The organism is Vallitalea sediminicola (genome assembly GCF_054408565.1).
The window spans coordinates 1-13,766 of record NZ_BTPT01000064.1; the positions used below are offsets into that span (position 1 = coordinate 1).

The window sequence follows — 13,766 nt, forward strand, 5'->3', positions numbered from 1 at the left end:
TATACTTACACATAAATGTACGTGGTCTTGGCATACTGCTCCTTCAATTATCTCAACTCTTTTATATTCGCATAATCTCTTTAATATCTGCTCTTATTTGTCCATATAGCACTTTACGTCTGTACTTTGGAATAAATACGATATGATATTGGCATTTCCATCTAGTGTGTGATAAACTTGAACTGTCCATTAGGACCGCCTCCTATTTGATATTGGCTTGCGACACCAGTATCATCTTACCATAGGAGGCTTTTTAATAACATACTTAACACTACCGCTTACTCTATTCGCCCCAGCATAGCTGGGGGATTAATATTTTCATTCAAAATTTCTATGTCTAGCAGACATATGATCAAATGTATTATCTGATTCATCGACTAACATAATAATTATCATATCAAGTAATATAAATAAAGATTGTTCAAATAAATTCCCCATTGGTTGTATAGATGGTACAACATTATCTTTACCTTTATAAACACTTGCTGGAACCCAAACTATAATATCTGCTAATGAAGCAGTTTTTCTATCTGGTACCCCAGTTATCAATGCTATTGTTGCATTAGTTTTTCTTACTTCTTCTACCACATAATGAATATGACCTATTTCACCAGAGCCAGATGTGAAAATAAATAAATCATCTTCTGTAACGCTTGGTGTTGTATCATCCCAACACCAATGAACTTCTTTACCAAAATGCATTAACCTCATTGCAAATCCTTTAGTAGCTAATCCTTCACGACCTACTCCCATTAGAAATATTCTTTTATGTTTTTCAATGGCAGAAATTAAATCATTAACTTGATTTAAATTGATTCTATCAAAAACTTGTTCTAATTCATTTAGTATTGTCTTATACATATTATTATATTCCATGACAGTACCTCCATATTAAAATTATACTATTGTTTAGAAACTTCTTTTACAGCTACTTTTCTAGGCTTTTTTTCTTTATTCAAAAAATAATTTATGATCATGACAATAAGTAACATAGAACCCCATATTAGTTTTTTTGAATATGGAGTGAAGTTTAATATAGTAAAAGCACTTTGTAAAAATTGTAGTAATGTAATACCTAAGACTACTCCTAGTACTTTTCCTTTACCTCCATTTGGATCATAGCCCGCTAATACAGCAACTAGGATAGCTTGTAATTGATATGTATCACCAAATCCCATACGAGCAGAATTTACACGTGAAATCATAATTAACGATGCAATTCCTGATAAAAAACCTATAATCATATAAATTCTAATAATTATTTTTTCAGTATTCTGTCCTGAAAATAATGATGCAATTTTATTTTCGCCAATCAAATATATTTCTTTACCTAATTTATGCTTTGATAGGAAAAAATTTATTAGAATCATTGTTATTACCATTATGATAAAAATATATGGTATTAGCCCAATTGTGGATGTTCCAAATTTCCAATAATTATCAACCAATAATCCTACACTTTCACCATTGGTCAATGCCATACCTATGCCACTAAATAATATCATTGTACCTAATGTTGCAATAATAGGTGGAACTGATATTTTAGCTATTAATATACCATTTATAAAACCACATAATATGGAATTTATAATTGCAACTGCTATTGCTAAAATAATAATAAATAATTGATTATTATCAGTTATTGGAATGATTTTGCCTGACATTACTAATGCTGCTAGTACACCTGAAAGACCAGCATTAGAAACTATTGACAAATCAATTCCACCAGTTAACATAGCAATAGACATACCTAAAGCTAAAAACCCAAATTCACTTATTTGAAACATCATAGATTGAAAGTTATTTATTGAAAAAAATGATTTTCCTAGAGTGATACTTAAAATAAAGGTAATCATTATTGTTGCAATTCCTAAAACACTTAGTCCTATATCTTTTTTTGTATATTTTAGAAGTATATCTATTCTATTTTTAAATTGAACATTTTCCATATTTCAATCTCCTTTTTTATTATTGGTCATTGAATCTTAATTCTTTTTGGTTCCTTATTCTTTCTTTATAAGATATAATACATACACTAAAAATTAAGATACAACCAATAAATAAATCGTTCCACGATGTTGATAGACCTAGAAAAACCAAAGTACTTTTGAACAATTGAATCAATAATACTCCAAGTACTGTGCCTAATATTGTTCCATGTCCTCCAGTTAATTTAACACCACCAATAACAACTGCAGCAATAATCATCAATTCTGAACCAACTAGAGTTACTGGATTAACTATCTTTAAATCACTGAAATAAATTATGCCCATTATACCTGATAACAATCCCATATAACAATAAATGAATAGTTTTGTCTGTAATATATTTACCCCAATACGTTTAGCAAATTCTTCGTTATTTCCAATGGCGATTATCTTCCTTCCAAGCATTGTTTTCTGCATCACAAACCATGTTATAAATAATACAATTAAAATAACTATTATAAATACTGATAAACCGTATCGACCATGTTTATTTGATAAGGTTAAAATATTTTTAGATCCAAAATCAACAAGACTACTTGGCATTTGAGCTAATGGAATAGATTTTGTCCCAATAAATGTTGTCATAAATCCATAGAAAACACTTGAAGTACCTAAAGTTACAATTAATGTGGGCAATTTGAAAAAGTAAATGATTAATGCATTAATAGAACCTAAAAATATACCGATACCACCTGATACTAATAATGCGAAATAAATGTTATCAATATTAAATTCTAACATTATATTAATAGCAGAATAAGCTCCGATAATTGCAATAGAAGTAAATGAAACATCAATTCCTCCTGAAATAATGACAATCATTACGCCTAGAGCTAATATCATTGTCCCCGATCCACTTCTCAACATGTCAAATAATGTTTCGAAGCTTAAAAACATAGGATTGACAAAACTTACTAATAAGATATACCCAATCATGATAATAAGTAAATATTTTTCCATATCAGTTAATTTTCTTTTGTTTATTTTCAATTTACCCTGTTTTGTACTATCCATATTTTAGACCTCCATATTAACTGGGTTATTTATTTGATTTATAAGTACAGTTTTTATATTAGGATTTTGCATTTCTTCTTCGTCATATGATTTAATTATTTGACCATCATACATAACTAATAATTTATTTGCATTAGCTAATATCTCTTCTATTTCATCTGAAATTAAAATTACTCCCATACCTTGATTAGCGTAATCATGAATTTTTTTATATATTTCAGCTTTTGAACCAATATCTATACCCACTGTAGGAGAATCTAGTATAAAAATTTTAGGTTCTCTGATAACCCATTTTCCAATAACAATTTTTTGTTGATTTCCTCCAGATAGATTTTTTGATAATAAATCTATATTCTTAGTATTAACATTCATACCGTATACTACATCAGTTGCATATTTAGTGTTTTTATTCTTGTTAATAAACCCAAAATTTGATTTCAAACTATCCAATATTGTTGAACTTACATTTTCTTTAATACTCTGATTTAAAAATAATCCTTGTGTATGTCTATCTTCAGGTAATAATGCGATACCATGTTTAACCGCATTTTCTGGCTTGCAAATTTCCACTTCTTTTTTATCTATAAATATTTTACCTGAATCTGGCTTGTTTAAACCAAACAAAGATAATGCCAATTCTGTTCTACCAGAACCTAATAACCCAGTAATACCTAATATATCACCTTTATTCATAGTAAAATTAATGTTTTCATAATTACCTTTCTTAGTCAATCCTTGTACTTCCAATAATTCTGTATCATCTTTTGTATTTCTTATATATTTAGGGTATTCTACTTCTCTGCCTGTCATATAAAAGCTCAAACTTTTCTCATTCAATTCACTTTTTGAAAAATCTCCTACTTTTATTCCATCTCTCAATATGGTAATTTGATCAGCTACTTTAAATACTTCATTAAGCTTATGGCTAATAAAAACAATACCTAATCCTTTTTTCTTGAGTTCAACAACAATAGATAATAGGCGATCAACTTCAGTTTTTGTTAAAGCAGTTGTCGGTTCATCCATAAATAAAATTTTTGCATTTAGCATTAGCGCTCTAGATATAGCTATTAATTGACGATTTGCAATAGATAAACTACCAACAGTTGCATTTAAATCCAAATTCACACCTATTTGTTCCAATTGTTCTGAAACTAATTTTTGAACTTCCTTCCAATTCATAAAGTGTTTTTTTTCATATATTTGTTTATTAAATGCTATATTCTCAGCTACATTCATATGATTAAATAATGACAAATCTTGATAAATAACTTGTATACCTTCATTAATACTTGTTATCGGACTTAATTCTTCGTAAATGTGACCATTAATTTGAAGTGTGCCAGAATCTGCTTTATAAACACCACTAGCTATCTTAACAATAGTAGATTTTCCACATCCATTTTCTCCAGCAATACAACGTATTTCTCCTTCATTAATATTTAAATCAACGCCTTTAAGAGCTTTTATTCCCCCAAATGATTTATATATATTTTTTGCAATTAGTATTGGTTTTGACATATTAATTGCCTCCTTCATTTACTTGAAATTGTATAGACATTAAATGAGATTGCTCTCAATTAATGTCTATTAGTTAATTTAGAAAGGATATTTTCCATCCTCAAATTGACCTGCCTTAAGAATCATAGGTGCATCACCATAAATAATTTTATTCTCTTTATCAATAACTATACTTTCGTATCCTGGTACATCTAAATTTATACCATTACTTATTGTTTCTCCTTGTAACATTTTTAATGCAACCAAACAACTAGCATAACCTACATCTGCTGGTCTCCAACATTGTGCGTGACTCATGTAACCTTCATTTATGTAAGATGATGAAACTGATGGTATACCTAGACTAACTACAGCTACATCTGTTCTGTTTTTATCTTTTAATACTGCAGCAAAATTACTTCCAGATGAAACTGATGTTCCAACAAAACCTTTAATATCTGGATATGCTTTTAATATTTCTAAAGCTTTATCTCTTGCTATTGTGTCATCATTTTTATCTTCGTATGGTTGTTCAGATACTGCTTCTATTTCAGGATATTTTTCTGCAAGATAAGTCATTCCTGCATTATACCATTCCATATGTGTTTGCATTGTTAATCCGCCAACCATTGCTACAAATTGCCCTTTACCACCCATTGCTGATGCTAGATTTTCAAACATTAATTTACCAAAATCTTCATTTTTAAATGCTTCAATATCATAATCTACAACATCCGTTAAATTAGTTGCTTCATGGCTAATAGTTATAATTCCTTTATCTTTAGCTTTTTGAAGTACCGGTTTCATTGATTGAGGATCATTAGGAACTACTATAATAGCATCTACGCCTTGAGCAATTAGATCTTCTACCATTTGAACTTGTTTAGCTGGATCACCACCTTCAGGTGCAATTTGTTTAGCTTCAACAAAGTCTGAATATTTCTCACCAAAACTATTTACACCTAATCTCATATCATCAAACCATGGAATCCCCTCGTGTTTAGCAACCATTACAATTTTAAACTTTTCATTTTTACTAGTAGTGGTCTCATTCTTTTTATTGCTTTTATTATCTTCTGATTTACTACTAGTATTAGCATCTTTTGATTTTTCATTATTAGAACAAGCTCCCAACACACTTACCATTAACATCATACTAAGAATCAAACATAAAATTTTAACGATATTTTTCATATTTTCCTTCCTCCTATTAGTAAATAATATTATTCGGCGTCTCCGTTCACGTGCACGGATTGTGTATATTATACAACTATACCTAGTCAGTTGTCAATAGTATTTTATTAATACAAAGACACAAAGACTTGTAAATTTATTATTTAGTGATATAATTTAATATGATAGTTAAAACATTCCAAATAAATGTTTTGTAGTATATAGATGCTATTTACGTGTTCTCGTACACGTAATAGAAATAAAGGAGGCAATTGGATGGCAATTACTTCAGAACAAATAGCTAAACTTGCCAATGTATCTAGAGGAACAGTTGATAGAGCACTTCATAACAGAGGAGGTGTTAGTCCAGAAGTTAGTGCAAGAATTAAAAAAATTGCTGCTGAACTTGGTTACACACCTAATACGGCTGCATCAGCATTAGCTAGAACAAAAAAGCGAACTACTGTAGGTATTATTTTACCTGCAAATGAAAATTATTTTTTTGATAATATGAAATCAGGATTGTTATTGGCGCAAGAAGAATTCAGCAATTATGGTATTCAATTAGAAATTTATCAAACATATGGATTTGACGAATATAATCAACTTAAATATATAACAGAATTGGAAAAAAAGGGCATGAATGGATTGTTGATTTCTCCAGTTAATACTGAAAAATTGAAGGATAAAATAATTCAATTAACAGAAAGCAAAATTCCTGTTATTACTCTTAATTCTGATATTGAAAAATCTAAACGCTTATGTTATGTTGGACATGATTATTACCAAAGTGGTAAAACTGCCGAAGGTATGTTGGCACTTGTTACTAATAGAAACTTTAAATTAGCAATTATAACTGGTTCTACTAAATCGCTTAGTCATAGTCAACGTGTTGAAGGATTTATAAATAATGCCAAAAAAAATTACCATGATTTTGAGATTGTTGAGATTTGTGAAAATAATGGAGATGATATAGATTCATATTTACAAACACTTAGAATCCTTAAGGAATATAAAAATATTAATGCTCTTTACATAACAGGTAGTGGTATTTATGGAGTAGTTAAAGCACTAAAAGAATTAAAATTGGAAAAGAAAATATGTGTAATTACTTTTGGAGATTTACCGAGAACTCTTGAATATGTCCTTGAAGATACTATTGATGCTACTATCTGCCAAAATGTTTTTGATCAAGGTTATGTATCTGCAAAACTTATGTTCAATTATATTATTAAAAATGAATATCCTAGTAAAGATAAATATTATACTAAAATTGATATTAGAATAAAAGAAAATATTTTGCCTAATTATTAATAATGCATTCAATAAAATATAAGTAAAATAAAAACTGATAAGATTATAAAATCTATCAGCTTTTTTATTATTATTTTATAGGGTCTAGGATAGACTCAATTAATTCATCTGTTAGTTCAATGTCATATTGACGTTCATAAAAATCTTTCATATATTTATTAAAGAAATCTTGGCTTATAGTATCAGGATAATTTTTCATTGTCATCCAAATAAGAGTAAGTGGAGAATCTACATTAGGGGAACCCCAGTTAAACATACCTTTTGGCATGTCAAATATCTGTTTATTCTTAAACGCTTTTACTTGTGACCAATCCTTACCCTCTATTCCATTTTCCAGATAAACATCCGCATCTATTCCTACAAAATCATAAACTATATCTGGATCCCACTCATATAATTGTTCCATTGAAACTTGGGCATTATCGCCCTTTAAATCTCCAGCGAGATTTTCAAGTCCAGTTTTAACTAACCAATCATCTCCATAATAATTTCCACCTCTTACGCTAAATGACTCTTTATTATTATTTCTAACCATTAATCCTTGTTTTTTATTGTCTTCTGTTACGTTTTTGAGAGCATCTTCAACAATTTTATTTGCTTCATCCCATTCTTTCTGCAAAGTGTCATCTTTATCTATCTCAAAGATTTCACGCATCAATATATCTACTTTTACTGACCATATCTCATTTTCCACATCTTCCAAATAAAAATCTATAATTGGAACATTTATATTTTCTAATCCTTTTCTTTGGAAATCTCCATAAATTAGAATTATATCAGGGTTCATTTTTAATACTTCTTCCCCATTAGATGTATATCCTTTCAAAAAAGAGGTATTGATTGTTTCCCAATTAGGTACTAAAAGATTCAAGATATCTTTATTTGCATTATTGATTGAAGCTGGATGAATTCCCACTAACTTTTCTGTATCTTTTACTACACTTGCAAAAGTTGCAAGTAATGGTGGTGCAACAATAACAACATTATTTATTTCACTTGCTCCAGGTATTTTTACTTCATTACCTGCTAAATCTACAATAGCTCGAGTACTAACTTCTACATTTGTTTTACTTTCCGTGACCTCTTTGTTCCCACAAGAACATAAAATCATTGTATTTATTAATATTATCAATAAAACCAACATTTTTCTTTTGTTATTCATAATTATCACATCAACCTTTCTTTTTTATAATTCAGTTACTAATGCGAATGCTTTCGTATTGATACCTAATGTTGCTAAATTCAATATCCTAGTTTTAACTTCAAAAAATTTACTTATATTTTCTTCCGTTAGAACTGTAGTAGTCTTTCCAAATTCATAGCTTCCTTCTTTACCTAATAGAAGTGAATAATCAGCTACTCTCAAAGCGTGTTCCGGATTATGAGTATTCATAATACAAGAAATATTTCTTTCTTCAACTAATTTTTTCAATTTCCTCAATATTAATTCTTGATTCTTAAAATCCAGATGTGCTTCTGGTTCGTCTAAAATCAGCAGTTTAGGATTTCCCGCAAGTGCCCTTGCAATATAAACCATTTGTAATTGTCCGCCACTCATCTGAGAACATTTTCTTTCTGCTAAATATTCTATTCCCATTTGTTCAAGGCTTTCCATTGCAATATTTCTATCTAATTTTGAAGGCATTGAAAAAAATTTCATATGTTTTGTTCTTCCCATGCAAACCATATCAAGGGCAGTATAGGGAAAAGAAACATTATGAGCTTGTGGAACATACGCAACATCTGTCAATTTAGAAATTCCATCGATTATTTTTCCGTTTAAGGTTATATTTCCAGACTGTAATTTTAAAATTCCTGTAAGGCAATGTAAAAAAGTTGTTTTACCTATTCCATTTTGTCCTAATACACATAGAAACTTTCCTTCATCTAGGTCAATAGAAAGATTTTTTAAAATTGGCTTATTATAATCATAACTAAAGCATCCATTTACAACAGCAAGTTTCAACTAATAGCTCCTCCTCTCTTAAAAAAGATTAATACAAAAACTGGCGCTCCTACAATAGCGGTCAAAATACCGATAGGAATTTCAGCTGCAGTTGCACACCGGGCTATCAAGTCAACTACAACCATGAATAAAGCTCCCAAAACTGCTGATGCCGGTAATAATAATTTATTATTTGCACTTACATACTCACGGCACATATTAGGCATTATCATTCCTATCCAACCAATAATTCCTGTTACAGTCACACAAGCTGCTGTTATAAATGTACAAGCAAGAATAATTACCATTCGGTTCTTAGCAGGGTCTATGCCTAAAGTGTATGCTTCTTCATCACCCATAGAAAGTATATTTAGTTTCCAACGCATTAAAAATAATATGACCAAACCAATACCTACGAAAATACTTGCAAACAAAAACTTATCCATAGTTGCACTTGCAAAGCTTCCCATTAGCCAATAAGTTATTGATGGTAAAACAGAATCAGTATCTGCCACTAATTTTATAAAAGATATTAAAGCACTAAAAAATGATGCAACAATAATACCAGAGAGAACTAAAGCAAGTGTAGAATGTTCTTTTTTGATTTTGGAGATAGAATAAGTCAATGCAACACTTATTAATCCCCCTAAAAAAGCCATAGTAGCAATTCCAAAAGGTGATGCTGAGCCTAAAAACATGGCCAATGCTGCACCGAATCCAGCTCCATTACTTACACCTAAGATATCTGGACTTACCAATCTATTTTGAAATACACCTTGAAAAGCAGTTCCTGAAGCTGCTAAACCCGCTCCAACTAAAATATTCAAAAATATTCTTGGCATACGGATATTCCATACAACATTAACTGAAGCACCTGTTTCTTCTATACCTAAAATCTTATGCTGTAATATCTTTATCACTTCTAATGGCGATAAGGAATAGCGCCCTAAAAAAAGTGAAATAAAACTAATTGCTAGAAGAAGAATTATTCCCATTGCGATAATTTTTATAACACGTTTTTCTCCCCCTTCATTCATATTTTTTCTTCCTTACCATATAATTAAGTCCACTTTCATCATTAAATATAATTTCAAGTCCAGAATCTTTAATTGTCTTTCTTATTATAGGATCTGGTTTCAAAATATCTAAACCATTTAAATGACTTGACAACCATCCCAAAATATACTTTTTGGGAGCTGTAAATTCCTCATTAATTCCATGAGTACTTATGTAAATATAACCATCATCATTAAGTGAATCGCATAATTTACTTATCATTTTTTCCAAATCTCCGACAAAATCTAAAACCCCTGAAGCTATTATAAGATCGTATTTGTCATCAAAAGAATCCGTAACAAAATTACCAGATTGAGTACTTATTTGTTCGGCTACTTTATATTCTTCTATAACTTCTTGCGTCAATTCTGTTACGAAAGGTTGATCAAATACTACACCCTTTGCGTTAGGAAAATTTCTGGCAATTTCAATAGACATGATTCCTGAACCACCACCCATATCTAATACTTTAAATTCCTCCTCTTTATCAAAATATCTATTTATTAAAGAAATAAATTTCTGAACTCTTCCCAAATACATTGTATTTCTTGCTCCTTGATTCATGGAACGAAAATCAAAAAAATCAGAACCGTTCTGGTCTTTGAAATCCACTTTTTTAGAACCATCTTGAACTAATTCTACAACGTTTGCGAGGTTTGTCATATCTCTCCAATAAAGAAGATGTTCTCCCACATACATCTTACTACCTGGGTTTAAATAATAATTAGTTTCTGGTAAATTAGAGAATTTATCACCTTCTTTTCTTAAAAAATTGATAGCGGTTAATGCATTCAAAAGAAGTTCTAAATTCCTTGAATTGTATCCAGTTTGATTAACTAATTCTTGAATTGTAACAGGGAACTGTAATTTACCAAACAAATTCAGTTCTATTGCTGCATACATTAATTGAGTCTCTAAAAAATCATGAGTCTTCCCCATAAATTTACTCGCATCGTACTTTGGTATACTAGTTGCTGTTTTCATACTAAATATCACTCCCAATTTTATTTTTTTAATCTATGATTTCCTTAGCACATATGAAATAACTTCTATTTCATATGTTTTTAGAATAGGATTACATTAAAAAAACTGCCTATTAGGCAGTTTAAAAGCAAAACAATAAAAACATAGTATACTATGCATTTAGATAATACTCACTTTCCCGCCGAAAGATATACTTAAACATATTTGGCAGGTCTTCTGACTTAAGTTCAACCAAATGTTATTACCTTCCCAATTTCTCAGTGGCATATTAAACACTTGTCCCTATTACAGCAGCGGGGGCTGTTGCAGAATTTCACTGCATTCCCTTTTAATATTTATAATTACCATATATGTATTCTATTAATTTTTTTCATTCTATCATATTAAAAATTCAATGTCAATTATATATCAGTATTCGTCAAAATTAATTAATAAAAAATTATAATTTACATAAAAACTTTAAATATCACTATAATTCATCAAATATTTCAACTAATTATTTATATTACAATTATTTTAGTCTTATCAAATGCCCTCTTTAGCAAAAGAATTATTATAACCTTTTATCTGCTTATTCAATGCAGTAAATTCACCTATGGTAAAAACAATAGATAGTGATATTGTTAAGAAATCGCCAATTGGTAACGCTAACCATACACCTGTTTCTTTCATAAATAATGGTAATATTAGAGACAATGGGATGAAGAACAATATTTGTCTGCCCATGACTATCAATGCCGCTTTACCAGCTTTACCAAGAGCTTGGTATAATGTAATAGATGTAATCATTAGTCCATATAAAACAAATACACATAAATACATTCTAAAGCTATTAACTCCTTCTGAAACTAAAGCTGAATCAGTAATAAACCAACCAAGTATGAATTTAGGCAATAACATAAACAATAGCCATAATATACCGGATATCCAAGTAGCTATTTTAGTAAATGATACAAAAGCTTCTTTTACTCTAGCAAATTGTTTAGCACCATAATTTGCTCCTAAAATAGGTTGTAATCCTTGACCTATTCCCCACATTGGAATAAAAGCAAACATCATAATACGTTGTGCTGAACTTAGAACTATAATACTGTTATTTCCTCCATAAGAAGACATCAACCTAAGTAATATAGCTAATTGTATAGCAGACATGACTTGCATTAACATTCCTGAGAACCCAACACTCAACATTTTCGGCATGACATCCATTGATATCTTTATGCTTTTTTTAGTTAATTTAATAACACTTTTTCCTGATTTGAAATAGACAATATCACCTATTAAATATATAATCTGGCTGATAACAGTTGCTATTGCAGCACCTTCTATTCCCATTCCAAATACTATAATAAAAATTGGATCTAAAATAATATTAATGATCATACCAATGAAAACAATCTTCATAGCAGCTTTCATCTTGCCTTCTCCACGAATCAGCATATTAAGTGCAGGTCCTACCCCACCAAATATAAATCCTAAAGCTATAATTCTTATGTACTTTTCACCTAGAACTAATATTTCATCTTTTGCACCGAGAAATTGAAGAATTGGTGTTGCAAATAAACAGATTATAATTGTTAGTATTCCTGATATTATGGCAACACCTATAATTACATTTCCAAATAACTTATTAATAGTTTCCTCATCTTTTTCACCTAGAGCCCTTGATAAAAGAGACATTGCTCCTGTTGCAAATAAAGTTAGAATAGCTTGATTGATTAGAACAATATTATAAGCCATAGTTATTGCTCCAACTCCTGCTCCACTTACAAACTGTCCTACAAATATAGCATCTACCATATTATATAAACCTACTGCCAGCATTCCAATGATACCAGGTATAGCGAGTTTCATAAAAAGTTTACCCATATTCATTTCTAGTAATGCTTTTCTGTTTTCGCTCATATTTATTTTCCTCCTTTAATTAATAATATTTATATATAAGTGATATTAATTAATAGTAAATAAACATATCACTTATTTTTATAGCAAGTGACGTCACCGTCAGTTAAAAATTAAATTTTTTTACATTGTATTAAAACGATTTTACTTCTATAAGTATTCATTGAAAAAATCAAAAAACATTTTATGAAGATACTCCCTGTGTTCATCAAAAATTAGTTTATCTGAAAAAAGTGCATGGGTCAATAACATACCATTGATAAGTCTACTCATGAAAAGCCTATTTCTTTCTTCTTTCTTTTCCTTGAAAAAAGATATCCTATCACCGAATAACCTTTCAAGTTGAGTAAAAGTATCTCTTTCGAACCCTAGAAATATTTCTTCTAGTTTTTCATCATATAAAATCTCATAAACAAACATAAGATATAATTTTTTTTCAGGTGAAGGGTTTAATACTTTATCCATGGCTTTATTAGCAAGAAGGTTACACATCTCTTTCTTGTCCGTTACAGATTCACTGATTTCTTTAAAATATTCATTATCAATATTGTTGCCATCCTTCATAATTGATATCATAATATCTTTTGGACTTTTAAAATATCTATAAACGCCCCCTTTTGAGAGACTTGTTTCACTAATAACATCTTCCATTGTTGTATTACGATACCCTTTTCTTAAAAACACTTCAAGTGCAGCTTTTTTAATTTCTTTTTCTCTTTCTTCTTTAGTCTTTCTTTGAAATTTTGCCATCCTCTCACTCCAATAACTGGGATTTTGCTATAATATTAACATATATAACTATGCTTTTCAATAAGAGAGATGTAAATCTATTTTATAATAACTTAATGTAGTTTTAATAATAATGATTATCAATTTCATTGACAAGTAT

Annotated in this window: 12 protein-coding genes, 1 pseudogene and 1 riboswitch; of the genes and pseudogenes, 1 reads left to right on the plus strand and 12 read right to left on the minus strand. The window is 29.6% G+C overall.

Annotated elements, in window-relative coordinates; all coding sequences use genetic code 11:
* The 6 genes and pseudogenes from ACX6CF_RS21220 to ACX6CF_RS21245 all read right to left on the minus strand — a co-directional run.
* Nucleotides 1-112, minus strand: a pseudogene (locus tag ACX6CF_RS21220) (IS200/IS605 family transposase); the annotation flags it as partial.
* A 206-nt stretch (nt 113-318) separates the two neighbouring features.
* Entirely contained in the window at nt 319-876 is a 558-nt protein-coding gene (gene hxlB / locus ACX6CF_RS21225; protein ID WP_458787371.1) for a 6-phospho-3-hexuloisomerase, read from the minus strand.
* 26 nt (nt 877-902) lie between these two features.
* On the minus strand, nt 903-1,949 hold the full coding sequence (locus tag ACX6CF_RS21230; protein WP_458787372.1) for an ABC transporter permease: 1,047 nt from the start codon (nt 1,947-1,949) through the stop codon (nt 903-905).
* 19 nt (nt 1,950-1,968) lie between these two features.
* Complete coding sequence (locus ACX6CF_RS21235; RefSeq protein ID WP_458787373.1) at nt 1,969-3,003, minus strand: ABC transporter permease; 1,035 nt, start codon at nt 3,001-3,003, stop codon at nt 1,969-1,971.
* 3 nt (nt 3,004-3,006) lie between these two features.
* Nucleotides 3,007-4,524 carry a sugar ABC transporter ATP-binding protein gene (locus ACX6CF_RS21240; protein ID WP_458787374.1) on the minus strand — a complete coding sequence of 506 codons (1,518 nt, stop codon included), beginning with the start codon at nt 4,522-4,524 and terminating at the stop codon, nt 3,007-3,009.
* A gap of 78 nt (nt 4,525-4,602) precedes the next feature.
* Nucleotides 4,603-5,697: a substrate-binding domain-containing protein gene (locus ACX6CF_RS21245; protein WP_458787375.1), complete on the minus strand. Its 1,095-nt coding sequence runs from the start codon at nt 5,695-5,697 to the stop codon at nt 4,603-4,605.
* A gap of 255 nt (nt 5,698-5,952) precedes the next feature.
* On the opposite strand from ACX6CF_RS21245, the gene ACX6CF_RS21250 reads away from it, so the two are divergent.
* The gene (locus ACX6CF_RS21250) at nt 5,953-6,990 is read left to right on the plus strand and encodes a LacI family DNA-binding transcriptional regulator (protein ID WP_458787376.1); all 1,038 of its coding nucleotides are present in this window, start codon (nt 5,953-5,955) and stop codon (nt 6,988-6,990) included.
* A gap of 70 nt (nt 6,991-7,060) precedes the next feature.
* Here ACX6CF_RS21250 and ACX6CF_RS21255 read toward each other — a convergent pair whose 3' ends face one another.
* From ACX6CF_RS21255 to ACX6CF_RS21280, 6 genes are all read right to left on the minus strand, one after another.
* Nucleotides 7,061-8,152, minus strand: a complete 1,092-nt coding sequence (locus ACX6CF_RS21255; protein ID WP_458787377.1) for an ABC transporter substrate-binding protein — start codon at nt 8,150-8,152, stop codon at nt 7,061-7,063.
* A gap of 24 nt (nt 8,153-8,176) precedes the next feature.
* Nucleotides 8,177-8,956 carry an ABC transporter ATP-binding protein gene (locus tag ACX6CF_RS21260; RefSeq protein WP_458787378.1) on the minus strand — a complete coding sequence of 260 codons (780 nt, stop codon included), beginning with the start codon at nt 8,954-8,956 and terminating at the stop codon, nt 8,177-8,179.
* On the minus strand, nt 8,953-9,972 hold the full coding sequence (locus tag ACX6CF_RS21265; protein ID WP_458787379.1) for a FecCD family ABC transporter permease: 1,020 nt from the start codon (nt 9,970-9,972) through the stop codon (nt 8,953-8,955). Before ACX6CF_RS21265 ends, ACX6CF_RS21260 begins: the two co-directional genes overlap by 4 nt.
* On the minus strand, nt 9,965-10,975 hold the full coding sequence (locus tag ACX6CF_RS21270; RefSeq protein WP_458787380.1) for a methyltransferase domain-containing protein: 1,011 nt from the start codon (nt 10,973-10,975) through the stop codon (nt 9,965-9,967). Before ACX6CF_RS21270 ends, ACX6CF_RS21265 begins: the two co-directional genes overlap by 8 nt.
* Before the next feature lie 189 nt (nt 10,976-11,164).
* Nucleotides 11,165-11,339, minus strand: a riboswitch (cobalamin riboswitch).
* A gap of 161 nt (nt 11,340-11,500) precedes the next feature.
* Complete coding sequence (locus tag ACX6CF_RS21275; RefSeq protein ID WP_458787381.1) at nt 11,501-12,880, minus strand: MATE family efflux transporter; 1,380 nt, start codon at nt 12,878-12,880, stop codon at nt 11,501-11,503.
* A 147-nt stretch (nt 12,881-13,027) separates the two neighbouring features.
* Nucleotides 13,028-13,627: a TetR/AcrR family transcriptional regulator gene (locus tag ACX6CF_RS21280; RefSeq protein WP_458787382.1), complete on the minus strand. Its 600-nt coding sequence runs from the start codon at nt 13,625-13,627 to the stop codon at nt 13,028-13,030.
* Nucleotides 13,628-13,766: the final 139 nt, after the last annotated feature.

Bases quoted from the DNA above. Each gene is read 5' to 3' on its own strand.
- hxlB (WP_458787371.1), bottom strand. From the start codon at position 876: ATGGAATATAATAATATGTATAAGACAATACTAAATGAATTAGAACAA.
- ACX6CF_RS21230 (WP_458787372.1), bottom strand. From the start codon at position 1,949: ATGGAAAATGTTCAATTTAAAAATAGAATAGATATACTTCTAAAATAT.
- ACX6CF_RS21235 (WP_458787373.1), bottom strand. From the start codon at position 3,003: ATGGATAGTACAAAACAGGGTAAATTGAAAATAAACAAAAGAAAATTA.
- ACX6CF_RS21240 (WP_458787374.1), bottom strand. From the start codon at position 4,524: ATGTCAAAACCAATACTAATTGCAAAAAATATATATAAATCATTTGGG.
- ACX6CF_RS21245 (WP_458787375.1), bottom strand. From the start codon at position 5,697: ATGAAAAATATCGTTAAAATTTTATGTTTGATTCTTAGTATGATGTTA.
- ACX6CF_RS21250 (WP_458787376.1), top strand. From the start codon at position 5,953: ATGGCAATTACTTCAGAACAAATAGCTAAACTTGCCAATGTATCTAGA.
- ACX6CF_RS21255 (WP_458787377.1), bottom strand. From the start codon at position 8,152: ATGAATAACAAAAGAAAAATGTTGGTTTTATTGATAATATTAATAAAT.
- ACX6CF_RS21265 (WP_458787379.1), bottom strand. From the start codon at position 9,972: ATGAATGAAGGGGGAGAAAAACGTGTTATAAAAATTATCGCAATGGGA.
- ACX6CF_RS21270 (WP_458787380.1), bottom strand. From the start codon at position 10,975: ATGAAAACAGCAACTAGTATACCAAAGTACGATGCGAGTAAATTTATG.
- ACX6CF_RS21275 (WP_458787381.1), bottom strand. From the start codon at position 12,880: ATGAGCGAAAACAGAAAAGCATTACTAGAAATGAATATGGGTAAACTT.
- ACX6CF_RS21280 (WP_458787382.1), bottom strand. From the start codon at position 13,627: ATGGCAAAATTTCAAAGAAAGACTAAAGAAGAAAGAGAAAAAGAAATT.